Source organism: Streptomyces sp. NPDC003284 (assembly GCF_053589675.1).
Window position 1 is genome coordinate 750,745 of sequence record NZ_JBSFSI010000001.1, and the last position, 24,567, is coordinate 775,311.

General features: G+C 74.0%; 24 protein-coding genes. 11 read left to right on the plus strand and 13 right to left on the minus strand.

Annotation, left to right across the window (positions count from 1 at the left end; translation table 11 throughout):
- Positions 1–16: 16 nt before the first annotated feature.
- Entirely contained in the window at positions 17–1,036 is a 1,020-nt protein-coding gene (locus ACWDYF_RS03300; RefSeq protein WP_389463851.1) for an alpha/beta hydrolase, read from the minus strand.
- A gap of 229 nt (positions 1,037–1,265) precedes the next feature.
- Positions 1,266–1,829 carry an NAD(P)H-dependent oxidoreductase gene (locus tag ACWDYF_RS03305; RefSeq protein WP_018568086.1) on the minus strand — a complete coding sequence of 188 codons (564 nt, stop codon included), beginning with the start codon at positions 1,827–1,829 and terminating at the stop codon, positions 1,266–1,268.
- A gap of 118 nt (positions 1,830–1,947) precedes the next feature.
- Here ACWDYF_RS03305 and ACWDYF_RS03310 point away from each other — a divergent pair, with 118 nt between their 5' ends.
- A complete protein-coding gene (locus ACWDYF_RS03310) occupies positions 1,948–2,613 on the plus strand; it encodes a TetR/AcrR family transcriptional regulator (RefSeq protein ID WP_037873706.1) in 666 nt (221 codons plus the stop codon).
- A 31-nt stretch (positions 2,614–2,644) separates the two neighbouring features.
- On the opposite strand, the gene ACWDYF_RS03315 is transcribed toward ACWDYF_RS03310, so the two are convergent.
- Both ACWDYF_RS03315 and ACWDYF_RS03320 read right to left on the minus strand, forming a co-directional pair.
- Positions 2,645–3,790: an FAD-dependent oxidoreductase gene (locus tag ACWDYF_RS03315; protein WP_389463854.1), complete on the minus strand. Its 1,146-nt coding sequence runs from the start codon at positions 3,788–3,790 to the stop codon at positions 2,645–2,647.
- Between the two features lie 86 nt (positions 3,791–3,876).
- Complete coding sequence (locus ACWDYF_RS03320; RefSeq protein WP_389463856.1) at positions 3,877–4,608, minus strand: TetR/AcrR family transcriptional regulator; 732 nt, start codon at positions 4,606–4,608, stop codon at positions 3,877–3,879.
- A gap of 297 nt (positions 4,609–4,905) precedes the next feature.
- On the opposite strand from ACWDYF_RS03320, the gene ACWDYF_RS03325 reads away from it, so the two are divergent.
- Positions 4,906–5,949, plus strand: coding sequence for a LacI family DNA-binding transcriptional regulator (locus ACWDYF_RS03325; RefSeq protein WP_037890142.1), 1,044 nt, complete (start codon positions 4,906–4,908; stop codon positions 5,947–5,949).
- Between the two features lie 96 nt (positions 5,950–6,045).
- Here ACWDYF_RS03325 and trxA read toward each other — a convergent pair whose 3' ends face one another.
- A complete protein-coding gene (gene trxA, locus ACWDYF_RS03330; protein ID WP_381744131.1) occupies positions 6,046–6,432 on the minus strand; it encodes a thioredoxin in 387 nt (128 codons plus the stop codon).
- Positions 6,433–6,616: 184 nt separating this feature from the next.
- On the opposite strand from trxA, the gene ACWDYF_RS03335 reads away from it, so the two are divergent.
- Entirely contained in the window at positions 6,617–8,047 is a 1,431-nt protein-coding gene (locus ACWDYF_RS03335; protein ID WP_389463859.1) for a dihydrolipoyl dehydrogenase family protein, read from the plus strand.
- 333 nt (positions 8,048–8,380) lie between these two features.
- On the opposite strand, the gene ACWDYF_RS03340 is transcribed toward ACWDYF_RS03335, so the two are convergent.
- Positions 8,381–9,025, minus strand: coding sequence for a peptide deformylase (locus tag ACWDYF_RS03340; protein WP_389463861.1), 645 nt, complete (start codon positions 9,023–9,025; stop codon positions 8,381–8,383).
- Positions 9,026–9,089: 64 nt separating this feature from the next.
- Between ACWDYF_RS03340 and ACWDYF_RS03345 the strand changes: the two genes are divergently transcribed.
- Entirely contained in the window at positions 9,090–9,512 is a 423-nt protein-coding gene (locus ACWDYF_RS03345) for a BlaI/MecI/CopY family transcriptional regulator (RefSeq protein WP_018568078.1), read from the plus strand.
- Positions 9,513–9,518: 6 nt separating this feature from the next.
- Positions 9,519–10,460, plus strand: a complete 942-nt coding sequence (locus tag ACWDYF_RS03350; RefSeq protein ID WP_389463863.1) for a M56 family metallopeptidase — start codon at positions 9,519–9,521, stop codon at positions 10,458–10,460.
- Positions 10,461–10,493: 33 nt separating this feature from the next.
- On the opposite strand, the gene ACWDYF_RS03355 is transcribed toward ACWDYF_RS03350, so the two are convergent.
- Entirely contained in the window at positions 10,494–10,841 is a 348-nt protein-coding gene (locus ACWDYF_RS03355; RefSeq protein WP_018568076.1) for a tetratricopeptide repeat protein, read from the minus strand.
- A 223-nt stretch (positions 10,842–11,064) separates the two neighbouring features.
- Between ACWDYF_RS03355 and ACWDYF_RS03360 the strand changes: the two genes are divergently transcribed.
- The 4 genes from ACWDYF_RS03360 (at position 11,065) to ACWDYF_RS03375 (ending at position 17,008) form a co-directional block, all read left to right on the plus strand.
- Positions 11,065–12,210, plus strand: a complete 1,146-nt coding sequence (locus ACWDYF_RS03360) for a low temperature requirement protein A (RefSeq protein WP_389463864.1) — start codon at positions 11,065–11,067, stop codon at positions 12,208–12,210.
- Positions 12,211–12,400: 190 nt separating this feature from the next.
- A complete protein-coding gene (locus ACWDYF_RS03365) occupies positions 12,401–13,864 on the plus strand; it encodes an aldehyde dehydrogenase family protein (protein ID WP_389463866.1) in 1,464 nt (487 codons plus the stop codon).
- 7 nt (positions 13,865–13,871) lie between these two features.
- Entirely contained in the window at positions 13,872–15,281 is a 1,410-nt protein-coding gene (locus ACWDYF_RS03370) for an MFS transporter (RefSeq protein WP_381744138.1), read from the plus strand.
- 107 nt (positions 15,282–15,388) lie between these two features.
- Positions 15,389–17,008, plus strand: a complete 1,620-nt coding sequence (locus ACWDYF_RS03375) for an FAD-binding oxidoreductase (protein ID WP_389463868.1) — start codon at positions 15,389–15,391, stop codon at positions 17,006–17,008.
- Positions 17,009–17,064: 56 nt separating this feature from the next.
- Here ACWDYF_RS03375 and ACWDYF_RS03380 read toward each other — a convergent pair whose 3' ends face one another.
- From ACWDYF_RS03380 to ACWDYF_RS03405, 6 genes are all read right to left on the minus strand, one after another.
- On the minus strand, positions 17,065–17,895 hold the full coding sequence (locus ACWDYF_RS03380) for an SDR family NAD(P)-dependent oxidoreductase (RefSeq protein ID WP_389463870.1): 831 nt from the start codon (positions 17,893–17,895) through the stop codon (positions 17,065–17,067).
- 97 nt (positions 17,896–17,992) lie between these two features.
- Positions 17,993–18,436, minus strand: a complete 444-nt coding sequence (locus tag ACWDYF_RS03385; protein ID WP_018568070.1) for a VOC family protein — start codon at positions 18,434–18,436, stop codon at positions 17,993–17,995.
- A gap of 5 nt (positions 18,437–18,441) precedes the next feature.
- The gene (locus ACWDYF_RS03390) at positions 18,442–18,816 is read right to left on the minus strand and encodes a nuclear transport factor 2 family protein (protein WP_381744140.1); all 375 of its coding nucleotides are present in this window, start codon (positions 18,814–18,816) and stop codon (positions 18,442–18,444) included.
- Between the two features lie 40 nt (positions 18,817–18,856).
- A complete protein-coding gene (locus ACWDYF_RS03395; RefSeq protein WP_389463873.1) occupies positions 18,857–19,690 on the minus strand; it encodes an ester cyclase in 834 nt (277 codons plus the stop codon).
- Positions 19,677–21,263, minus strand: a complete 1,587-nt coding sequence (locus tag ACWDYF_RS03400) for a GMC family oxidoreductase (RefSeq protein ID WP_381744142.1) — start codon at positions 21,261–21,263, stop codon at positions 19,677–19,679. Before ACWDYF_RS03400 ends, ACWDYF_RS03395 begins: the two co-directional genes overlap by 14 nt.
- A gap of 21 nt (positions 21,264–21,284) precedes the next feature.
- A complete protein-coding gene (locus tag ACWDYF_RS03405; protein ID WP_389463876.1) occupies positions 21,285–21,707 on the minus strand; it encodes a hypothetical protein in 423 nt (140 codons plus the stop codon).
- 289 nt (positions 21,708–21,996) lie between these two features.
- On the opposite strand from ACWDYF_RS03405, the gene ACWDYF_RS03410 reads away from it, so the two are divergent.
- Positions 21,997–22,836 (plus strand): type 1 glutamine amidotransferase domain-containing protein, encoded by an 840-nt coding sequence (locus ACWDYF_RS03410; protein WP_037890165.1) that lies wholly within the window; start codon positions 21,997–21,999, stop codon positions 22,834–22,836.
- Positions 22,837–22,884: 48 nt separating this feature from the next.
- Positions 22,885–24,567, plus strand: coding sequence for a thiamine pyrophosphate-binding protein (locus tag ACWDYF_RS03415; protein ID WP_389463879.1), 1,683 nt, complete (start codon positions 22,885–22,887; stop codon positions 24,565–24,567).

Genomic DNA, 24,567 nt, shown 5'->3' on the forward strand with positions numbered 1-24,567 from the left:
GGGCGGCGCGGGAGCCTCATCCGGCCCGCCGGTCCGGCGCCAGCAGCCTGCGCAGCCAGTCCAGCCGGGCCGCCTGCGCCGCGCCGGACAGGGCCGCGTGCGGGGCGAGGGCGTCGAAGCCGTGGCAGCCGCCGGGCCACACATGGAGTTCCGCGACACCGCCGGCCCGCCAGATGCCGGAGGCGTAGGCCACGACCTCGTCGCGGAAGGTCTCCGCCGAGCCGACGTCCAGGAAGGCCGGGGGCAGCCCGGACAGGTCCGTCGCGCGGGCGGGCGCGGCGTACGGCGGTACCCCGGGACCGCCCCGCCGGTCACCGAGCAGGGCGGTCCAGGCGGTCTCGTTGGCCGTGCGGTCCCAGAGGCCGACCCCCGTCATCTGGTGCGCGGACGGCGTGTCGTTGCGGTCGTCGAGCATCGGGGACAGCAGCAGCTGCCCGCAGGGACGCGGCCCCCGGCGGTCGCGCAGCAGCAGCGCGAGCGCCGCCGCGAGCCCGCCGCCCGCGCTCGCGCCGACGAGCACGATCCGCTCCGGGTCGCCGCCCAGTTCCCCGGTCCGCTCCGCCGTCCACCGCAGCCCGGCGTACACGTCCTCGACCGGTGCGGGGTGCGGGTGTTCCGGCGCCAGCCGGTACTCCACCGACACCACGACCGCGCCCAGCTCCCGCGCCCACTCCAGGACCGTCGGCAGACCGACCCGGTTGTTCCCGGCGACCAGGCCGCCGCCGTGCACGTGGTAGAGGACGGGCCGGGCGGCGCGGGCCGCGGGCGCCGCCTTCGCGGTGGGGCGGCAGACGAGCAGGGAGACCCCGGGCGCCCCCGGTGGCCCCGGGACGGTCCGGTCCGCGGTCCCGAAGGCGCCGTCCAGGGTCAGGTCCGGGCCGCCCGCCGGATCCAGGGCCAGGGCCGCGGCGCGCCGGGCGCTCTCGATGTCCCGCGGGGCGAACCCGGGCCGCGCCAGGTCCCCGGCCTCCTCCAGCGCGGCGGCCAGCTCCGGATCGAACGGCGGCGGTACGGACCCGGTGGCGGCACTGCTCATGGCGTCTCCTCGGGGCTCCGGACGGCGGAGCCGGTGCTCGGTGCGGTGCGCGGCGGGGTACGACCCGGCCGCTGGATACCCGCGTACCCGCATACCCGCACGACGGCCGGGCAGCGCGAGGCGGCGGAGCGAAGCGGCCGGGCGCCGGGAGGACGGGCGCGACGCGAAGGGGCCGGATCCGTGACAGGGCATGTCACGGATCCGGCCCCTCGCCGGTGGTTCAGCAGCCTCAGACGGCGACGGTCTCGTCGGCGTGGCCGCGCAGACGGGCGACGACCTCGGTCAGCTGTGCGGCGACCTCGGTGTCGTCGGCCGGGTGGATCTCGGTGAAGCGGGTCACGGAGCCCGGGATGGACAGCTTGATGTCCTCGATCACCTTGCCGCCGGCGATGCCCACGGCCTTGCGGGTGTCGTCGTGCGCCCACACGCCGCCGTACTGGCCGAGCGCGGTGCCGACGACGGCGACGGGCTTGCCGCCGAAGGCGCCGGCGCCGTACGGGCGGGACAGCCAGTCGATGGCGTTCTTCAGCACGGCCGGGATGGTGCCGTTGTACTCGGGCGAGAAGAGCAGGAAGGCGTCGGCGGCCTGGGCCGCCTCGCGCAGCTTGGCGGCGGCGGCCGGGACGCTGCCCTCGGCGTCGATGTCCTCGTTGTAGAACGGGACGTCGCCCAGGCCCTCGAAGACCTGGACCTCGGCGCCCTCGGGCGCGAGCTTCGCCGCAGCCTCGGCGAGCTGGCGGTTGTGCGAGCCGGCGCGCAGGCTGCCGACGAGCGCGAGGATGCGAACAGACATGGGGGACTCCAAGGGGGTGAAACACTGCCGTTACGATCCGGACCGAGGTCCGTTTAATTTTCTACCAGGTTAACCGGACCGCGGTCCAGTTTTCTTCCCCATGCTTTACGCTGTCTTCATGTCCAGCGCTCTGCCGCCCTTCCCCACGCCTCAAGAGCCCCACGGCAAACCGGTGTTGCTGGAGCTGGGCACCGGTTCGGACGAGCCCTGCCTGCGGGCCGACGCGGCGCGCAACCGCGCCCGGCTGCTGGACGCGGCGGCCCGGCTGGTCGCCGAGCACGGCGCCGCCGGGGTCACCATGGAGGCGGTGGCCGCCGCCGCCCAGGTGGGCAAGGGCACGGTCTTCCGTCGCTTCGGCGACCGCACCGGACTGCTGACGGCGCTCCTGGACCACTCCGAGAAGAAGTTCCAGGCGGCCTTCCTGAGCGGTCCCGCGCCCCTCGGACCGGGCGCGCCGCCGGTGGAGCGGCTGCGGGCCTTCGGCTGCGCCGCGCTGCGCCGCGCCGCCGACGACCTGGAACTCCAACTGGCCGCCGAGGCGTGCCCCGACCGCAGGCATCTGGTCCCGGCCCACCGGGTGCGGTACGGCCATGTCGTGATGCTGCTGCGCCACGCGGTCCCCGAGGCGGACGCCGAACTGCTCGCCCACACGCTGATGGGCTCTCTCGAACCGGCGCTCATCTTCCATCTGACCCGGCAGCGCCAGATGCCGATGGAACGCCTCCAGACCGGCTGGTACGACCTGGTCACCCGGCTGACCGCCTCGGCGCCCCCGGCTGCCTGACCGGCGCCCTCTCCCGGGTCTCCCGGCCCGTTCAGCCGTGGGACGCGAACATCTCCAGCAGTGCGTCCGGGGCGTCCTCGCCGAACAGCAGGGCCGCGCCGCGGGCCGACTCGGCCGCCGCCGACTCGCTGCGCGGGAACAGCCGCTCCTCGTACGCCCGCAGCGCCGCCTCGGTGTCGTCCGGCCGCGCGGCGAGAAATCCGGCCAGTTCGGCCCCGTCGAGCATGGCCAGATTCGCGCCCTCGCCCGCGAACGGCGACATCAGGTGCGCGGCGTCGCCCAGCAGCGTCACCCCGGGCACCCGGTCCCAGCGGTGGCCGACCGGCAGGGCGTGGATCCGGCGCGGGACCAGCGCGCCGTCGGCGTCCGCGACCAGGGACCGCAGGCTCTTGTCCCAGTCGGCGAAGCGGTCGAGCACCCGCTCCTTGGCGGTGTCCGTGTCGGTGAAGTCGATCCCGTCCAGCCAGTCCTCCGGCGCCACGGCGGCCGCGTAGACATGCAGGTCGCCGTGCGTCTCGCGGTGCGCGAGGAAGCCCCGGCCCGCGCCGAGCGCGAAGAAGAACCCGCCGCCCACCACCTCGGCGGCCACCGGATGGCGCGCGTCGGCCTCCCGCAGGTCCGCCTCGACGAACGACACGCCCGTGTAGGCGGGCCGCGCGGCGGAGACCAGCGGGCGGATCCGCGACCAGGCGCCGTCGGCGCCGACCAGCAGATCCGTGGTGAACACGGTGCCGTCGGCGAGCGCCACCTCGTGCCGACCGCCGCCCAGCCCGCGCGCCCCGGTGACCTTCGCGCCCCAGCGCACGGCTGCCTCGGGCAGCGAGCCGAGCAGCAGGTCGCGCAGGTCGCCCCGGTCGATCTCGGGCCGGCCGCCGGTGCCGTCGTCGGGCTCGTCCATCCGGACGGTCCCGTGCCGGTCGAGCACCCGTGTGGCCTGGCCGCCCGGCAGGACCAGTTCGCTGAACCGCTCGTGCAGCCCGGCCGCGCGCAGCGCCGCCTGCCCCGAGTCCTCGTGGATGTCGAGCATGCCGCCCTGGGTGCGTGCGGCGGGGGAGGCGTCCAGGTCGAAGACGGCCGCCTCGATCCCGTGCACATGCAGGACGCGGGCGAGCGTGAGGCCGCCGAGCCCGGCGCCGATCACGGCGATGGGGTGGTGCGGGACGGGAGTGTGGGACATGGGTGTCTCCGGATGAAGGGGAAGGGTGAGCGTGAGGGTGCGGATGCGGCGAGGGCGCGGATGGGGTGGGGCGCAGGCGTGAGGGATCAGCCGGCGCCCGGGACCGGGGTGTGCGCGATGCCGCTGATGACGGCCCGGAGGCCCCAGGCCAGGCGCTCCTCGGGCGCGCCGGACAGCAGCGGGCCCGCGAGCGCGGCGATGTGCGGGTGGGTGGTGTCGCGGGCGCCGTGCAGGGCGCGGGTGAGCGCGTCCCAGTCGGCGTCGGGGCGGGGGTCGGCACCGGTGTCGGCGTCCCGCTGCCCTGCGGCCGTCGCGCCGCGCGCGGAGTGCTCGGCGGCCGTCGCCGTGGCGTGCTGGAGCAGCAGGTCCACGCCCCACGCCGCCCGCTCGGGCGGGACACCGCCCTCGTCGAGCAGGGCGAGCAGCGTCTCGATGAGATTCAGGTAGTGCGGGCCGCTGGGCCGGGCGGTGAGCGCGGAGCGGGCGAGGCTCGGATGGGCGTGCAGCATCCGGACGTACGCCGTGAGCACCCCCTCCAGCCGCGCGCGCCAGTCGCCCTCCTCGGGCGCGGGCGCCGCGCCGACCGTGCCCAGCAGCTCGTCCAGGACGGCCGCGTGCAGCTCGGCGGTGTTGCGCACGTACACGTACAGCGAGGCCGGGCCGGTGTCGAGTTCCTGGGCCAGGCGCCGCATGGTCACCTTCGCCAGGCCCTCGGCACGCAGCACGGCGACCGCCGCGGCGACGATGCCCTCCCGGGTCAGGGCGGGCTTGGCGGGGCGGTCGCGGCGGCTGCGGGGGGTGTCGGGGCGTGCGGTCATGCCTGCACCGTAACGAACGTGTTCGCTCCGAACAAGTTCGTGACGAACACGTTCGGGGTGTACCGTGCTCGTGCGGCGCATCACCGGCGTACGACGCATCACCCGCGTACGACGCATCACCCGCGTACGACGCATCACCTGCGTACGACGCGTCACCCGCGTACGGCGAATCGTTTCGGCGTCGATCGCGCCGCCCGCGACGCGTCCCCCGTCGGCCACCGGACCGTCGCGCACCCGGCTGGGATGCTTCCCCCGCGCGCTCAACTCCCTTGCGCTTCTGCCAAGATGCGGTACGTCATGGTGCAGATACCCAAGGCCGCCGCGCCCTCGTCGACGACACCCCCACTGCCGCACTCCGTCCCCACGAGTGCCGATGTGGCCCGTCTCGCGGGTGTCTCGCGCGCGACCGTCTCCTACGTCCTGAACAACACCAGCGCCGTGCGGATCAGCGAGCCCACCCGCCGCCGGGTCCGCGCCGCCGCCGAGGAACTGGGCTATGTGCCCCACGCCGCCGCGCGCAGCCTGCGCGCCGGGCACAGCCGTATCGTCCTGATGCCCACGCCCGCCGTCCCGATGGGGCCGCTGTACCACGGGTTCATCGACGAGCTCCAGTGGGCGCTGGGCCGCCTCGACTACACCGTCGTGCAGCACGGCAGCGTCGGTCTGCGCGGCGAGGAGGCCGCCCGCGCCTGGGCCGAACTGCGCCCGGTCGCCGTCCTGGTGCCCGGCACCGGCATCGGTCCCGAGGGGGTCGCGGTGCTGCGGCGCTCCGGGGCGCGGGCCGTCGTCACCATCGGACCCGAGGCCGTCGAGGGGGCGCACGCCGTGCTCCTGGACCACCACAGCGTCGGCCACCGCGCCGGAGCCCATCTGTACGCCCGCGGCCGGCGCCGGATCGGCGTGGTCGTCCCCGAGGAACGCGGGCTCGGGGTGTTCTCCCGGCCCCGCCTGGAAGGCGTACGGCGCGCCCTGAGCGGGACCGACGGGACCGTCACCGAGCTTCCCCTCGGCTACGACGAGGAGTCGGCGGCCCGGCTCGCCGCCCGCTGGCGCGCGCTCGGCCTGGACGCGGTGTTCGCCTACAACGACGAGTACGCCATGCTCCTGATGCGCGCCCTCCAGGACGTGGGCCTGCGCGTGCCCGAGGAGACGGCCGTGGTGGGCGCCGACGACCTGATGCTCGGCAGACTGCTGCGGCCCCGGCTGAGCACGGTGCACATCGAGCTGCCCGCGGGCCGCGACCTCGCCGAGCTGGTCGACCGCGCCGTACGCGACCCCGGCGGCGCACCGGAGCGGCGCACGGTGCGGGGCGCCACCGTGGTGCACCGCGAATCCAGCTGACCGGCCCCGGACACGGCGGCGGGGCCCGTCCCGTCAGACAGGGCCCCGCGGCGCCGGGCGGCGGCCGGACCGGCCGGCGGCTGCCTTCGGTGTCCGCTACTCGCCGGACTGCTCCGCCTGCGCCTGCTGCTCGGCGACCGCCTTGCGCACCTCGTCCATGTCCAGCTTGCGGGCCTGGCCGATCACATCGGTCAGAGCCGCCTCCGGGAGCGCGCCGGGCTGCGCGAACACGGCCACCTGGTCACGGACGATCATCAGCGTCGGGATCGACTGGATGCCGAAGGCCGCCGCCAGCTCCGGCTGCGCCTCGGTGTCCACCTTGCCGAACACCAGGTCCGGGTTGTCCGCCGCCGCCTTCTCGTAGACCGGGGCGAACGAACGGCACGGCCCGCACCAGGACGCCCAGAAGTCGATGAGAACGAACTCGTTCTCCGTGACCGTCTGGTCGAAATTCTCCTTGGTCAGCTCCACGGTGCTGCTCATGGCGTTATCCCTCTTCCTGATGTCGGGTTGAGCCGTCCGCACAACACGGCCGACCCTACGGGCTATTCCGCGCGCGTACCCAAGCGGCCGACCGGGCAACCCACCTGGTCACCGGCGCGCGCCGCCGCCACCCGGCCCGTGGGTCCCTGTGGCCACCGGACACGCCACCCACCAGACTGACCCCATGACGGAAACGGAAACCCTCGCGTACGACGTCGTGGTGCTCGGAGCCGGACCGGTCGGCGAGAACGTCGCCGACCGCACCCGCGCGGCGGGCCTGTCCACCGCGATCGTGGAGAGCGAGCTGGTCGGCGGCGAGTGCTCCTACTGGGCGTGCATGCCGAGCAAGGCCCTGCTGCGCCCGGTCATCGCCCGCGCCGACGCCCGCCGCCTGCCCGGACTGAGCCAGGCCGTGCAGGGACCGCTGGACACCGCGGCGGTCCTCGCCCGCCGGGACGAGTACACCTCGCACTGGCACGACGACGGCCAGGTCGCCTGGGTCGAGGGCATCGGGGCGGACCTGTACCGCGGCCACGGCCGCCTCGCCGGTCCCCGTACCGTCACGGTCACCGGCCCGGACGGCGAGCGGCGGACCCTGACCGCCCGGCACGCCGTGGTTGTCTGCACCGGCACCCGGGCGAGCCTGCCCGAGCTGCCCGGTCTCGACGGCGTCGGGCCGTGGACCAGCCGCGAGGCCACCAGCGCCGAGGAGGTGCCCCGGCGGCTGATCGTGGTCGGCGGCGGTGTCGTCGCCACCGAGATGGCCACCGTCTACCAGGCCCTCGGCTCCCGGGTCACCCTGCTGGTGCGCGGCAAGGGACTGCTGCCGCGCATGGAGCCCTTCGCCGGGGAACTCGTCGCCGAGGCGCTCACCGAGGCCGGCGCCGAGCTGCGCACCGGTACCTCGGTGGAGTCGGTGACCCGCGAGAACGGCACCGTCGTGGCCGTCACCGGCACCGGCGAGCGGATCGAGGCCGACGAGATCCTCTTCGCCACCGGACGCGCCCCGCGCACCGGCGACATCGGCCTGGAGACGGTCGGCCTGGAACCCGGCTCGTGGCTCTCCGTCGACGACACCCTGCGGGTGGAGGGCACCGACTGGCTGTACGCGTGCGGTGACGTCAACCACCGCGCCCTCCTCACCCACCAGGGCAAGTACCAGGCCCGGATCGCGGGCGACGTCATCGGCGCCCGCGCCGCGGGCACCGCCCCCGCCGCACCCCAGCCGTGGGGGCCCTATGCCGCCACCGCCGACCACCACGCCGTCCCGCAGGTCGTCTTCACCGACCCCGAGGCCGCCGCCGTCGGACTCTCCCTGGCGGAGGCCGAACAGGCCGGACACCGGGTCCGCGCCGTCGACGTCGACCTCGCCTCGGTCGCGGGCGCCGGACTCTACGGGGAGGGCTACCGGGGCCGCGCCCGCATGGTGGTCGACCTCGACGAGCACATCCTGCGCGGTGTCACCTTCGTCGGCCCCGGCGTCGGCGAACTGCTGCACTCCGCGACGGTCGCCGTCGCCGGCCGGATCCCCGTCGACCTGCTCTGGCACGCGGTCCCCTCGTACCCGACGATCAGCGAGGTGTGGCTGCGGCTGCTGGAGGCGTACCGGGGCTGAGCCCAGGCGCCGGAAGGGGGGAAGGTCCGGCGAGCCGATGGCCTGCGGGCCGGAGGACCGGCCGTTCGGTGGGCCCGGTGGGGGCCGGGCGGCGGCCGGTCCTGCGCGTGAGCGACGTGGTCGGGCGCGGGAGGGGACCCGGGCGCTGCCGCTCGGCGGTGCGAGGAGTCCCGCCCGGCGGTGCGAGGAGTCCCGCCCGGCGGTGCGAGCAGTGCCGCCCGGCGGTCCCGCGGGTGCAGGGAGTCCGGTGCCGTGAGCCCGCAGCCCCGCAGCCCCGCACCCCCGCGAACCCGTCGGGCCGCCGTCACCGCGTGTGCGCCCGAGGCGCCCCCGTCACCCCAGCGGGAAGCCCAGCGCGTCCGCCGCCCGCTCGGGTGTCGGCTGGGACCAGCGGGCCGCCACCACCTCGTTCGAGGACAGCGAGCGGATCTCGGCGCGGTCGAGGTAGAGGGTGCCGTCGAGATGGTCGGTCTCGTGCTGCGCGATGCGGGCCGGCCAGCCGGTCAGCACCTCGTCCACCGGGCGCCCCCGCTCGTCCTCGGCGCGCAGCCGCACCCGGGCGTGCCGGGCCACCACCGCCTGCCACCCCGGCACGCTCAGACAGCCCTCGAAGAACGCGGCCCGGTCCGGACCGACCGGCTCGTAGCCGGGGTTGACCAGGACCCTGAACGGCAGCGGCACCCGGCCGCGCGCCAGCCGCACCTCCTCCGGCACCGGCGCCGGGTCCTCGACGACGGCGATCCGCAGGGCCACGCCCACCTGCGGCGCGGCCAGCCCCACCCCCGGCGCCGCGTGCATGGTGACGCGCAGCGCCTGGACGAACCGGTCGAGCAACGCGGGCTCCAACTGGCCGTCGAACGGCTCGGCGGCACCGCGCAGCACCGGATCACCGGCTGTGACGATGGGCAACGGGCCGTCCACGGCGAGGAGTTCTTCGACCTGTGCGGCAAGGGGCGTACGCGCGCTGTCTGGAGCCATTCCGTCAGCATGCCACGGAGTGAAGTAGCGTGGTCCGGCACGCCGACGCCGGAGGGAGACCGACATGGCCGAGCAGGACCGGCGGATCCGGCGCAGACAGGGGGAGCTGGAGGGCCAGGTGCTCGCCGCGCTCCGCGAGGCCGACGGCGCGGTGACCGCCGCCTGGGTGCAGGAACGGCTCGGCGGCGACCTCGCCTACACCACCGTCGTCACCATTCTGACCCGGCTGCTCGCCAAGGACGTGGTCGCCCGCGAGCGCCGGGGCCGCTCCTTCGTGTGGACGCCGACCGCCGACGTGGCCCGGCTCGCCGCCCTGAGGATGCGCCGGCTGCTGGACGGCGAGCGCGACCGCGAGGCGGTCCTCGCCAGCTTCGTCACCGCGCTGCCGCCCGGCGACGAGCAGGTGCTGCGCGCCCTGCTGGAGTCGGTGGACGAGAGCTGCGCGCCCGGGGACCGGGACACGGACGAGGACCGCACGGAGCACTGACCGCACATGGGAGTCTTCGTCCTCCTGCCGCTGGTGCTGCCGCTGACCGCCTGGCCGGTCGCCCGCCTGGCCGAGCTGCATCTGCACCCGCGCACCGCCACCCGGCTGCTGACGGCGGTGGCCGTCGTCATGGCGGTGTGCAGCACGCTGTGCCTGCTGCTGCTCATGGTCGTCGGCACCGCCCAGCTGCCCGGCAACCCGCTGCCGGACGGCTGGTCCGACCCCGAGGTCAGAGCCGCCGTACCGCACGACGGGATCGTGGGCCGTGCCGCCATCCCCGCCCTGGCGGCGGTGGCGGCGGCCTGCGCCCGCACCCTGTGGCGCCACCGGCGGGTGACCCGGCGCGCCCGGCGGGCCCTGGCCGGGGTGCGCGGCGGCACGGTCGCGGTGCTCCCGGACGACGCGTCGCCCTACGCGTACGCGCTGCCCGGCACCCCCGGGCGGATCGTCGTGACCACCGCCCTGCTGGCCGGTCTGGCCCCGGCCGAGCGGCGCGCGCTGTTCGCCCATGAACGCGCCCATCTGGCCGCCCGGCACCACCGCCATCTGCTCGCCGTGCACCTGGCGGCGCGCGCCAATCCGTTCCTGCGCCCGCTGCGCTCCGCCGTCGCCTACACCGCCGAGCGGTGGGCCGACGAGGAGGCGGCCCGCGCGGTCGGCGACCGGCGCACGGTGGCACGGGCCATCGGCCGGGCGGCGCTGCTGTCGGGCCGGTCGGCCGCCGCACCCGCGCCCACCCTCGCGGCGCTCGCCGCCACCGGACCGGTGCCCCGCCGGGTGGCCGCCCTGCTGGCGCCCGCGCCCCCGGTCCGCGACTGGCCCTCGCTCTTCACGGCGGCCGGTGCGGCGGCCTGGGGCGCCGCCGCCGGTGCGGCGGTGTCCGCCATGTCCTCGGCGAACTCCGCCGTCACCCTCTTCCTGGTCCTCCAGACGGCCACGCCGCTGTAGCGGGCCGCCCGCCACAGCGGCGCGGCCCGCGCCTCACGCGTCCGCGAACTCGCCCGCCAGGGCCGAGGCGATCCGCAGCTGGCCGGCGGCCTCCTCGTGCCGTCCCTGGCGCTGGAGGGTGCGGCCCAGCAGCAGCCGGGCGTACTGCTCCACCGGGTCCCGCTCCACCAGGATCCGCAGCTGCGCCTCGGCCCGGCCGAGCTGGGCCGAGTGGTAGTAGGCCCGCGCCAGCAGCAGCCGCGGACCCGTCTGCTCCGGCACCTCCTCCACCAGCGCGCCCAGTACCCGCGCCGCTCCGGCGTAGTCGCGCGCGTCGAAGAACCGGCCCGCCCGCTCCCAGCGCTCGGCCGCCGTCCCGTGGTCGTAGTACGTGGTCTCCACTTGTGACCTCCTTCGGGCGGTCCAACCGCTGTCATTGGTTGAAAATTCCACCACTTCTCGGAGTTGCGGAAGCCCGCCCGCCGACTTCCCGCAATGCCCCGCCCGCCCGGACCCCGTCCGCGCTACGCCCGGAGCCGCTGTACACAGTCAGTGCTGCAATCCGTGATTCCTGTCGCAGGTCCTGGTTCGTAGGTGCGTAGGCCGAGAGGAAGCAGGTGCAGCGGTGGCCGAGGTCACTGCCCGGACGCGTGCGGACGTGCGTGACCGGGCCACATGGACGGAACTCTTCTACGACCTGGTGCTCGCCTTCGGGGTGGGCCAGGTGGCGCACGTGCTGGCGCTGCACCCGGGCTGGCCTCGGCTGGGCGGCTGCCTGCTGGTCCTGGTGCCGCTGTGGTGGGCGTGGGTGGACGTCGTGATGGCGATGAACGCCGTGCACGAGACGAACACGCAGCGGGTGTTCCTGCTGCTGGCCGGGCTCGCCACGTACGGGATGAGCATGTCGGCGCAGCACGCGCTGGAGAGCCGGCCGGAGGCGCTGCTGTACGCGGGCAGCTATCTCGCCCTGCGGCTGCTCATCGGGGAGGCCATCCGGCGGGAGTGCGCCGTCTACACCATCCACCCCTACCGGGCCGGACTCGCCTTCGCGCTGGGGCTGTTCGGGGTGACGGCGCTGCCGGACGGGATGCGCACCGCCGGGTGGGCGATCGCCGTGGTCGCCGAGATCCTCGCGCCGCTCGTGCTCAGCGGCCATCTGCGGCAGCTCGCCTTCGGCGTCAACCATCTGCCGGAACGATTCGGCATGTTCATCATCATCGCGCTCGGCGAGAACGTCGTCTCCGTCGGCGCCTGGGCCGGCGGGGGCCACCTCGGCGCGACGGAACTCACCGCCGTCGCCCTGGCCTTCCTCACCGGATGCGGCCTGTGGTGGCTCTACTTCCACCTCGCCGCCTCCGCCGTGGCCCACGCCCTGCGCGCCCACCCCCGGCCCTCCGTCGTCGTACGGGACGTGCTCAGCTACGGCCATCTCGCCCTGGTCTGCGGCCTGTTGCTGGTGGCCGTGGGCGCCGAGCGGATCGTCGCCGAGCCGGACGCCACCCCGCACCGGCTCGCCGCCGGACTGCTGCCGGCCGGGGCCGCCCTGTTCACGCTCACCTTCTGCTACACCCGCCGCCGGATGTTCGGGGCCGCCTCCGTGACCCGCTTCGGCGGCGGCCTCGCCCTGCTCGGTGTCGTCGCCGCCGCGCCCCGGGTGCCGGGCCTGGTCACGCTCGGCGCCGTCGCCTTCGTGCTCGTCGCCGTCAACGGCCTGGAGCACTACCTCCTCACCGGCGGCCGGCACGTCCCGCTGATCTTCGTCAAGCGCTGAGCGCGGGGGCGGCCGCAAGAGCCCTGACCCGGTCAAATGGCCAGGTGTTTCCGGCGACTTGACGCAATGTGCCGACCCCCCACCGCGGCCCGGCGGCCACCGCGAGGCCGCCCCTAGCGTTCTGAGGTGCCCAGCCGCGGGGCCTGGTGCGTGCGGCAGCCCCGGTATCCGTCTCCGAAGGAGTGGTCCGATGACGATCCCAACGCCCCAGACCGTCGACGACGGTTCCTTGTTCATCGACGGCAAGTTCCAGCCCGCAGACTCCGGAGAGACCGTCCAGGACATCAACCCGGCGACGGAGCAGCCGATATGCGAGGTGGCCTGGGCCGGGACGAGTGACCTCGACCGCGCCGTGCAGGCGGCACGGCGCGCCTTCGACCTGGGCCCCTGGCCCGGGATGCCGGCCAAGGAACGCGGCCGGCTGCTGCTGCGGATAGCCGACGGCATCGAGGGCGCGGGGGAGGAGCTGGCCCGGCTGGAGACCCTCGACGTCGGCAAGCCGATCACCTTCACCCGCGGCTTCGACGTACGGGCCGCCGCCGAGATCTTCCGCTACTACGCCGGTATGGTCGAGCAGTTGGAGGGCGCCGCCCGACCGGCCGGTGCCCGCTCGCTCCAGTACACCCGGCGCGAGCCGGTCGGCGTGGTCGGCGCCATCACGCCCTTCAACTTCCCGCTGAACCTCGCGGTCAACAAGATCGCCCCGGCGCTCGCCGCGGGCAACACCATCGTCCACAAGCCCGCCGAGCAGACCCCGCTGACCGCCCTGGTGCTCGCCCGGGTCATGGCCGAGGCCGGACTGCCCGAGGGCGTGCACAACGTGGTCACCGGCGGCGGCGCCACGGTCGGCGCCGCGCTCGTCGAGCACCCCGGCATCGACAAGATCTCCTTCACCGGCTCCACGGCCACCGGCAAGCGCCTGATCGCGGCGGCGGCCGGGACGCTGAAGAAGGTCACCGTCGAACTCGGCGGCAAGGGCGCCAACATCGTCTTCGGCGACGCGGACATCGAGGCCGCCGTGCAGGCCGCGTTCCAGGCCGGGTTCTTCAACACCGGCCAGTTCTGCATGAGCGGCTCGCGGCTGCTGGTGCACCGCTCCGTGCACGACCAGGTGGTGGAGGCGCTGACCGGCGTCCTGGGCGCCGTCCCGGTGGGCGACCCGCTGGACGAGAACACGGTGCTCGGCCCGCTGGCGCACCGGCAGCAGCTGGACAAGGTCGTCGAGTACGTCGGCATCGGCCGCGCGGAGGGCGCCACCGTCGCCTACGGCGGCGAGCGCGGCCACGACGGCCCCGGCTACTTCCACCAGCCCACGCTGTTCACCGGCGCGAACCCGCAGATGCGTATCGCGCAGGAGGAGATCTTCGGCCCGGTCGTCACGGTGCTGCCGTTCGACACCGACGAGGAGGCCGTCGAGATCGCCAACGGCACGCCGTACGGCCTCGCCGCGGGACTGCACACCAGTGACGTGCGGCGCGCCCACACCGTGGCCGCCCGGTTGCAGGCGGGGATCGTCTGGGTCAACACCTGGGCGGCGTTCGAGAACTCCACGTCCTTCGGCGGCTACAAGTCCTCCGGCTACGGCCGTGAGCTGGGCCCCGAGGGCATCGAGGAGTACTTGCAGTACAAGACCGTGTACGTCAATGTCGATTGAGGTAGAAATGTCCGAACAAACCCGCCCCGGCGCCCTCTCCGCCGGGCTCGTGCTGGGCGCGTTCCTGGCGCCCAGCGCGCTCGGAATGTCCGCGACGCCCATCGCACTGCCCGCGCTCGGCGACAGCCTCTCGGTGGCCTCCGGGGCGACGGCCTGGGTGCTGGCGGGCTACACGCTGACCCTCTCCGTCGCCTCCGCCCTCGCCGGCCGCCTCGCCGACATCCGCGGTCTGCGCATGCCCATCGTCACCGGCATGGTGCTGCTGCTGGCCGGTACCGTCCTCGTCGTCGCCGTCCCCTGGTTCCCGGCCGTCATCGCGGGCCGCATGCTCCAGGGCATCGGCGGCGGTGTCGCCGCCGTGCTCTCCTTCGGCGTCGCCAACCGCCTGTTCACCGAGCCCCGCGAACGCGGGCGCACCATCGGCACGATGGGCGCCGTCGTCGGCGTCGTCTCCGGCGGCGGCGCACTGCTCGGCGGCGCCCTGACCGACCTGATCGGCTGGCAGGCCGCGCTCGCCCTGCCCGGACTCTCCGCGCTCGCCGCGGTCCGGGTGCTGCGCATCGCGCCGCCCACCCAGCCCCGCGCCGAACGCCTGGACGCACGTGGCGCGGTGCTCTGCCTCGCCCTCGCCGCGGCCCTCGCGGTGCTCCTCCAGGCCCGCACCACCCATCTGAAGGAGAGCCTCGTCCTGGTGCTGGCGGTGCTCGCCGTCGCCCTGGCCGCGGCCACCGTCTGGCACGTGCGCCGGGTGCCCGAGGGCTTCCTGCCGCGCCTGGTGGTGAGCAACAGCCGCTTCGTGCTCGCCGCGGTGGCCGGCTTCACCCTCTTCGCCGGCTACCTCATCATCCAGTTCGCCGCGCCCCGGCTGATCCTCATGGACCACGATCTGAGCGTCACCCAGATCGGACTGATCCTGCTGCCGACCGGCGTGGTCAGCGCCATCCTGTCGCGGACGGCCGGCGGACTCGCCCACAAGGTGGGTCCGCTGCGCCTGGTCACCGCTCTCACCGTGCTCAGCGCGGCCGGGCTGCTGCTCGCCGCGCTCGCCGGGCGCCAGCCGGTCGCCCTGGTCATCGCGGTGGCCGCCTGCGTCTCCGGGTTCAGCGCGGGCCAGGTCGCGCTGATGGCCGCGGTGCCGCACCTGGTGGACAGCTCCGTGCACGGCGTGGCCGCCGGTGTGTTCCAGCTCGTCTTCATCACCGGCGGTTCGCTCGGCTCCGCCGCGGTCGGCGGCATGGTCGGCGCGATGAGCCTGTCCACCGCGATCGGTGTGCTCGCCGTGGTGCCGCTGATCGGCATGGTCGCCGCCGTGGCCTCGGCCCTGATGGTGAAGCGGCAGACGTCGGCACCGGCCCCTACGGCGGGCCCCGTCCGCCCGGCGGTCGCAGCGGAGAACGCCGCACGCGCCACCGGCTGACCCGCCCCCCACCCCGCTGCCGTTCCCGGAGTCCGCTCCAGGGGCGGCAGCACTTTTTGCCCCACCGGCCCGTACCACCCGACCAGTTCGTCCCTCAAGGAGTGGAAATGGCTCGACTGACCCGCCGCGGCTTCCTCGGCACCGCCACCGGTGTCGGCGGCGCCGCCGTGCTCGGTGCCCCGGCCGCGCAGGCGGCGCCCCAGGCCCCCGCCGAGGCCGCCGCCGCAGGCGCAGCCGCCGTCGGCACGGTGACCGTGACCCCGTCGGACCCGCGCTACCTGGACCTCACCCAGCGCGGCTACAACGCCCGGTTCGCCGCGCAGCCCGACGCGATACGGCTCACGCACTCCACCCGCCAGGTCGTCGACGCCGTCCAGGACGCGGTCACGGCCGGTGCCCGGATCGCGGTGCGCAGCGGCGGCCACTGCCTCGACGGCCTCGTCGACGACCCGGGCGTACGCGTCCTGATCGACCTGTCCGAGATGAACGCCATCGGCTACGACGCCTCCCGCCGGGCCTTCTCCGTACAGGGCGGCGCCACCCTCGGGCAGGTCTACCGCACCCTCTACCTGGAGTGGGGCGTGACCATACCGGCCGGCGACTGCCCCACCGTCGGGGTCGGCGGCCATGTCACCGGCGGCGGCTACGGCCCGCTCAACCGCAAGTACGGAGCGGTCGTCGACCACCTCTACGCCGTCGAGGTGGTCTACGTCGACGCGGCCGGTACCGCCCGCTGCGTGGTCGCCACCCGCGAGCCCGACGACCCCCACCGCGAGCTGTGGTGGGCGCACACCGGCGGTGGCGGCGGCCAGTTCGGGATCGTGACCACCTTCTGGTTCCGCTCCCCGGACGCCACCGGCACCGACCCGGCGGGCCTGCTGCCCAAGCCGCCGCACAGCCTGCTGAAGACCTCCACCAGCTGGAAGTGGACGGACCTGACCGAGGCGGACTTCACACGCCTGGTGCACAACCACAACGCCTGGCACGCCGCCCACAACGAGCCCGGCACCGACTACGACACCCTCAACAGCGCCCTGCTGCTCTACAACTACGTCCAGGGCGCCGTCTCCCTCACCGCGCAGATCGACGGCTCGCTGCCGGACTCCCGGCACCTGCTGGACAGTTACATCGACACCGTCGCCGCCGGGGTGAGCGCGCCGCACACCACCACCGCGCACAGCACGCCCTGGCTCAAGGAGTCCCTGAAGGACCACTACGACACCGGGCTCTACAACCGCGGCAAGTTCAAGGGCGCCTATCTGCGCCGGGGCTGGTCCGACGCGCAGCTCGCCGTCCTGTACCGCAACCTGAGCGACCCGTCCTACACCGGGCACGGCGGAGCGATCCTCTTCTCCTACGGCGCCCAGGTCACCGAGGTCGCGCCCGACGCCACCGCCCTCGCCCAGCGCGACTCGATGCTCAAGGCCAACTTCCTCACCTACTGGACCGACCCCGCCGAGGACGACCGGCACGTCGCCTGGCTGCGCGCCCTCTACCGCGACTTCTACGCCGCCACCGGGGGCGTGCCGCTGCCGGACGGCGACGCCGACGGGTCGTACATCAACTACCCCGACCCCGATCTGGCCGACCCGGCGTGGAACACCTCCGGGGTGCCCTGGCAGACCCTGTACTGGAAGGGCAACCTGCCGCGGCTGCGGGCCGTGAAGAAGAAGTGGGACCCGCGCGACGTGTTCCACCACGCGCTGTCCGTCACCGCCGCGCACTGACGCACCGCGGCCCCGCGGCTCCGGAGGGAGGCGCGGGGCCGCGGCGTGTGCGCCGGTCAGCCGAGCGCAGGGAAGACGACGCCGGTCAGCGACTCGCTCAGCTCCCGCAGCCGGGCGCGGGCCGCCGGGTCGTAGGCCTGGGCGCCGGCCCGTGCCACGGCGGCCCGGTTGAAGTACTCGCCGGTGACCTCGGCGAGCGCCGGGTCGGTCACCAGGCGGGCGGTGTTGCGGGTGCCCTCCTCCAGGGTGCTCTGCGGGGTGAACAGATTCACCACGATCTTCGTCGGCATGTACGAGGCCGGGTGCAGGGCGTTGACGGTGACCCCGGTGCCGGCGAGCTGCTCGGCCAGGTCCTTGGTGAGGCTGATCTGGGCGAGCTTGGCCTGGCAGTAAGCCTGCCCGCCGTCCCAGCCGCGCTCCAGCATCACGTCGTCGAAATCGAGCGGGGCCTGGCCCGCGGAGGTGACGTTGACGATGCGGGCGGGGGCGGAGCGCACCAGCAGCGGGGCCAGCCGGCAGCTGAGGATGTAGCCCGCCAGATAGTCCACCTGGAAGGTGAGTTCGTGGCCGTCCCGGCTCTCCTGGCGGGCCAGCTCGACCCCGATGCCCGCGTTGTTGACGAGGACGTCGAGCCGGTCGTGCCCGGCCAGGATCCGGTCGGCGAGCGCGCGGGTCTCGGCCAGCGAGGAGAAGTCGGCCAGCTCGAAGCTGAACCGGTCGGCGCCGGTCTTCGCCCGCAGCTCCTCCAGCAGCTCCTGGCCCTTGCGGGGACTGCGGCCGTGCAGGATCAGCGTGGCGCCCTGCTCGGCGAGTTCATGGGCGAGGGCGCGGCCGAGTCCGTCGGTGGCGCCGGTGATGAGGACGGTCTGTTCGCTGACAGGGCTCATGGTCTTCGGTTTCCTCAGGTGCGTAGGAACATGGCTGTGGGCACGGCCGGTCGGGATCGACCGGCCGTGCCCGGTGCGGGCGTACGGCGTCACGCGCTCACGCGTAGGACCGCAGTTCTTCGGGGGTCTGGTCGGTGTAGCCCTGGCTCACCTCGATGACGACGCCGTCGGGGTCGGCCACCCAGACCGTCTTCCAGCCGGAGATGAACTCGTCGAAGGCCAGCGGCCCGAGGAGCACCTCCAGCTCCCCGTCGGCCGCCGCCATGAACGCGTCCACGTCGTCGACCTGGAAGGCGAGATGGCGGGCGGCGCCGGGGTTGTCCGGGCCGTCCTTGGCGGTGGGGAAGGCCGGTTCGGACGTGGTGGGGAAGAGTTCGAGGTAGACCGGGCCGCTCTTGAGGAAGACGACCCGGGCCCCGTCCGCCTCGACGACCCGGGCCCGCTCGAACCCGAACCAGCGGCGGTAGAACGCCTCCGTGGCCTGCTGGTCACGGCAGTTGAGGCCGACGTGCGACCAGCGGGCGCCCACGGTTGCGGACATGGGCCTCACACCCCACCGGTGACAGGGGCGAAGGGCACCGTGTCGTGCACGTTCGTCATGTAGACGATCTCCCCGCCGGCGATCCGGAAGTAGTTGCACACGTCCGCCTCGACCGACTCGCCCTTCGGGGTGCGGGCGGAGATGTGCGAGACGACGGCGGCCTGGTCGCCGTCGACGACGACGTGCACGGGGACGTTGGAGAAGGACGCGTACATCTGCGGGAACCCCTTCATCATGTCCCGCAGCGTCTCGCGGCCCTCCACATGGCCGGCGAGCTGCTCGTCCATCGTCTGGTCGACGGAGAACAGATCGCACCAGGGGTCCCAGTCACCGGAGTTGGCGAGCCGGTAGTAGGTGTCGACGATCTCTCGGGTGTTCATCACGGCCTCCAGGGCACACGGGGTCGGCGGTTCGCGGCGGTCACGGCAGCGGGACGTCGAGCTGGCGCATCAGGCCCGCGGTGTCGGCCTGCACCCAGCGCTCGACGACCTTGGCGTCCTCCAGCCGGTAGACCTCCAGGCTGGTCCAGGACACCTCGCGGCCGTCGGGCTCCTGGCCGAAGAACGGGGCGATGTGCTTGCCGCGGAAGGTGATGTGCATGATCACCTTGTCCGGGGACGCCGGGTACAGGGCGTCCAGGTGCACGGTGAAGTCGAGGGCGTCGTGCGCGGCCCTGATGATGACCTTCAGCTCGTCCAGGCTCGCCACGTCCCAGGCCGGGTTGTTGTCCCGGAAGGTCGGGCCGAACAGCTCGTCCAGGTCGTCGTAGCGGCGCTCGTTGACCGCGTCGCTGACCGCCTGCACGGTGGCCAGGTTCGCCGCGTCGGTGGAGACCTGCTCGCGCAGTCCGAGCAGGTCGTCCTGGGCCCAGCGCTCCACGAAGCGGCCGTCCTCGATGCGCCATATCTCCGTGGTGGTCCACTCCACGCCGCGCCCGGTCGCCGGGAAGCCGAAGACGGTGTCACCGTGCGTCCCGGTCAGCTTCACCCGGGTGACGACCTTGTCGCGGCCGTCCGCGCCGTCGACGGGGAGGGCCTCCTGGAGCTCCCCCTTGAGGCCGTACGTGGCGTGGGCGGCGCGCAGCGCGGCCAGGTAGTCGTCCAGGCCCTTGATCTCGAAGCCGGGGTGGTGGTCGGTGAAGTCCGCGCCGATGACCTCGGCCACGGTGTCGTAGTCCGCCGCGTTGAAGGCGTCCAGGAAGCGCCGGTACAGGGCGACGCTCGCGTTCACGGCGGTGCTGTCAGACGTGGGCATGGTGGGTCCCCTCGGTCCGTCGGTGGTGTGAGTCCTTGATCAGCTCGGCCGCGCGCTCGCCGATCATCACGCTGGGCGCGTTGGTGTTGCCCGCGACGATCGTCGGCATCACGGAGGCGTCCGCGATCCGGAGCCCGGTGACGCCGTGCACACGCAGCTCGTGGTCGGTGACCGCGTCCGGTCCTGTGCCCATGCGGCAGGTGCCGGCCGGGTGCCACAGGGTGGTGGCGCGGGCGGCGACGTAGGCGCGCAGCTCCGCGGGGTCGCGCACCCCGGCGCCGGGGCCCAGCTCCGGGCCGCGCAGCCGGTCGAAGGCCGTGCTGTGCGCCAGCTCCCGGGCCAGCACGACCCCGTGGACCAGGACGTCCACGTCGGCCGCTGCGGTGAGGTAGCCCGCCTGCACGACGGCCGGGGCCGCCGGGTCGGTGGAGCGCAGCCGGACCCGGCCGCGGCTCTCGGGCAGCAGCGCGATCGGCGCGAAGGTGAAGCCGGGCCCGGCCTGCTGCGCGGCGGGGGCGTCCGGGGCGAGGAACTTCACCGGCCCGAACGTGAACTGGAGGTCGGGCGCCCGCTCGCCCGCACCGCCCGTGGTGTGCGTGAACAGGCCCGCCTCGGAGAGCATCGCCCCCTCGGGGTGCTCCTCGCGGGACTGGTAGCACACCGGGACGAACAGATGGTCCTGGAGATTGCCGCCGACACCGGGCAGATGCTGCACGACGGTGACGCCGTGCGCCCGCAGATGCGCGGCCGGGCCGATCCCGGAGAGCATGAGCAGCTTCGGCGTCTCGAAGGCCCCGGCGCTGACGACGACCTCCTCGTCCGCCCACGCCTGCTGCCGCTGCCCGCCGTGCACATAGGCGACCCCGGTGACCCGGGTGCCCTCGGTCAGCAGCCGGGTGGCGTGCGCCCCGGTGGCCACCGTCAGGTTGGGGCGGTCCAGCACCGGGCGCAGATAGGCGGTGGCCGTCGAGGAGCGGGTGCCCTCGTCGGTGCGCGTGGTCTGGTACAGGAAGCCGTAGCCGTCCTGCCGTTCGCCGTTGTAGTCGTCGCCGGGCGCGTCGAAGCCGAGCTGCCGCGCGGCCGCCACGAAGGCCCTGGCGACCGGCGAGGGATCGGTGTGGTCGCGCACCCGGACCGGGCCGCCCTTGCCGCGCAGCGCGTCGCCGCCGCGGTCGTAGTCCTCGGCGCGGCGGAACGCGGGCAGCACGTCCGCGTACGACCAGCCGGGGTTGCCCGCCGCCGCCCAGCCGTCGTAGTCGTGGCGGCTGCCGCGCACCCACATCAGGGCGTTCACGGAGCTGCATCCGCCGGCCACCTTGCCGCGGGCCACCGGAACGCGGCGGCCGTCGAGAGCGGCCTCCGGCTCGGTGGCGTACCCCCAGTCGATCGTGGGGCTCCACTCGCTGGTCAGCAGGGCCAGCAGGGAGGCGGCGTCGGTGCGGTGGATCTCCGGCCGCTCGTCCCACCCGCCGGCCTCCAGGAGCAGCACGCTCACGTCCGGGTCCTCGCTGAGCCGGCTCGCCACGGCACAGCCCGCGCTGCCGGCGCCGACGACGACGTAGTCGTACGACATGGGAACCTCCCGCATCGGTGCTCAGGCCGGGTTCAGGTCGCCGACGCGGTACGTGCGGATGCGCAGCGCCCCGTCCGCAGGATCGCGCACCAGCTGCCAGCTCTGGTCGATGCGCAGGGCCGACACGCCGCCGTCGGAGAGGTTCTTCGCGGTCCACACGACGGTCACCTCGACGTCGACGAGGCCGTCGTGCTCGTCCGTGCGCAGCCTCTCCACGATGTGGCTCTGCGGTCCGAAGCTCTCGCCCACCGCCGTGTACCAGTCGCGGAAGTCGGCGTGGCCGCGCAGGGTGCGCTCGGGGAACGCCATCTCCAGACCGTCGTCGATCACGTACGGCAGCAGGTCCTCGACGGGTTCGTGGCTGCTCAGGACGTCGTACCAGTGCTGGACGAACACGGCGACGTCCTGGCCGTGCGCGGTCAGCGGGCTCTGTGCGGTCGTCATGCCAAGTCCCTCTCGCTGAAGGGCGGGTCCGGATCCGGTCCGGACGGCTGTCCCGGTCGATTCCGCCACGACCGCGCCGACCGCGCCCCGGCCGGGGCGCCCGGCGGCCGGATTGCGTCAGGTCGGGCAGTGCTCTTGCCGACGTCGCAGGGCCAATTGCCTTAGTACGGCGAGCCACTTGGGCATGTCGGGCCACCTGCGGGGTCGGCTTCTGGCCGGTCCGGGCGGCAGACCGTAGACATGAGTTCGACCGGTCCCATCCGACCCGCGTCGCACGAGAGGACACCCCATGAGCAAGCGCATCCTCGTCGTCCTGTCCGAATACGGCTACTGGGGCGAGGAGTTGATCGGCCCGCTGGAGACCTTCGACAAGGCCGGCTACCAGGTCACCTTCGCCACGCCGACCGGCAAGCGCCCCGTCGCGCTGCCGCCGAGCATGGACCCCGACTACGTGGACCCGCCGCTCGGCCGCTCCGTCACCACCCCCGAGATGGCCGCCAAGGTCCGGGCCATCGACAGCTCCCCGCGCCTGGACGGCCCGCTGGACCTGTCGTCCTGGCTGCCCGACCGGCCCTACCGCTCCAAGCCGTACTTCCTGCGCGACTGGGAGGCGTACAACACGCGCCTGGAGCAGATCCGCGACCAGATCGCCGACCGCTACGACGCCCTGCTCATCGTCGGCGGCTCCGGACCCATCGTCGACCTCGCCAACAACTGGCGGGTGCACGACCTGATCCTCGCCTTCCACGCCCTGGACATGCCGATCGCCGCCGAGTGCTACGGCGTCGCGCCGCTGGCCTTCGCCCGCGACCAGGAGGACCGCGTCTCGATCATCCGGGGCAAGCACGTCACCGGGCACTGCATCGAGTACGACTACAAGGACGGCACCGGCTTCATGGGCACCGACTTCGTCATCGGCCCGCCCCCGTACCCGCTGGAGTACATCCTGCGCGACGCCACCGCGCCCGGCGGGGCCTTCCACGGCAACTTCGGCAAGGAGACCTCCGTCATCGTCGACTACCCGTTCATCACGGGCCGTTCCACCCCCGACTCCTATCTGACGGGCCAGAAGCTCGTCGAGGTGCTGGAGGACGGCCTGCGCCGGTGGGGCTTCAAGGAAGCCGCCTGATCCCCGCCCGCACGGCAGCCGCGTAACCTTCGCAGAAAGGTGCACGTCATGGTCAGCAGGCCCGCGCGGGTCGCGATCCTCGAACAGCTGCGCGCCGACGGGGTGCGGCACATGTTCGGCAACCCCGGCACGGTCGAGCAGGGTTTCCTCGACGAATTGCGCAACTTCCCGGACATCGAGTACATCCTCGCGCTCCAGGAATCCAGTGTCGTCGGCCTCGCCGACGGCTACGCGCGGGCCACGCGCACCCCGGCCGTGATGCAGCTGCACACCGGCGTCGGCGTCGGCAACGCGGTCGGCATGCTCTACCAGGCGGCCCGCGGGCACGCCCCGCTGGTCGCCGTCGCCGGTGAGGCGGGCCTGCGCTACGACGCCATGGAGGCCCAGATGGCGGTCGACCTGGTCGCCATGGCCGAGCCCGTCACCAAGTGGGCGACCCGGGTGGTCGACCCGGAGTCGACGCTGCGGGTGCTGCGCCGCGCCTTCAAGGTGGCGGCGACCCCGCCGTACGGGCCGGTGCTCGTCGTGCTGCCCGCCGACGTCATGGACCGGGACACCAGCGAACCCGCCGTGCCCACCTCCTACGTCGACTTCGCCGCCACGCCCGACGCGGAGGTGCTCGACCGGGCCGCCGCTCTGCTCGCCGGGGCCGAACGGCCGCTCGTGATCGCGGGCGACGGCGTGCACTTCGCGGGCGCCCAGGAGGAGCTGGGCCGGCTCGCCCGCGTCTGGGGCGCCGAGGTGTGGGGGGCGGACTGGGCCGAGGTCAACCTGTCGGTGGAACACCCCGCCTACGGCGGCCAGTTGGGCCACATGTTCGGCGAGAGCAGCCGGAAGGTCACCGCGGCCGCCGACGCGGTGCTGATCACCGGCACCTACGCGCTCCCCGAGGTGTACCCGGCCCTGGACGGGGTCTTCGCCGACGGCGCCCCGGTCGTCCACATCGACCTGGACACCGGCGCCATCGCCAAGAACTTCCCGGTGGACCTGGGCATCGCCGCCGACCCGCGGCGCGCCCTCAACGGCCTCGCCCGCGCCCTGGAGCGCCGGATGAGCCCGGCCGCCCGCGCCCGCGCGGGGGAGTGGTTCACCCGGCGCTCGGCCGAGCAGTCCGCCGCCCGCGCCGCCGCCCGCCGGGCCGACGAGGCCGCCGCACTCGACCCGGACGCCCTGCCCACCACGGCCTTCCTCCAGGAACTGGCCCGTCGGCTCCCCGAGGACGCCGTGGTGTTCGACGAGGCGCTCACCGCCTCGCCCGACCTCACCCGCCAGCTGCCGCCGACCCGGCCCGGCCACTGGCACCAGACCCGGGGCGGCTCCCTGGGCGTCGCCATCCCCGGCGCCATCGCCGCCCGGCTGGCCCACCCCGAGCGCACGGTGGTCGGCTTCACCGGCGACGGCGGCTCCATGTACACCGTGCAGGCACTGTGGACGGCGGCCCGCCACAACATCGGCGCCAAGTTCGTCATCTGCAACAACAGCAGCTACAAGCTCCTCGAACTCAACATCGAGGAGTACTGGCGGACGGTCGGCGTCGCCGCGCACGAGCAGCCGGAGATGTTCGACCTGTCCAGGCCGGCCATCGACTTCACGGGCCTGGCCCGCTCCCTGGGCGTGCCGGGCGTCCGGGTCGAGAAGCCCGACCAGGCCAAGGCGGCCGTCGAGCAGGCGCTCGCCACCCCCGGCCCCTTCCTGATCGACCTGGTCACCGGACGCGGAAGGCAGGAGTGA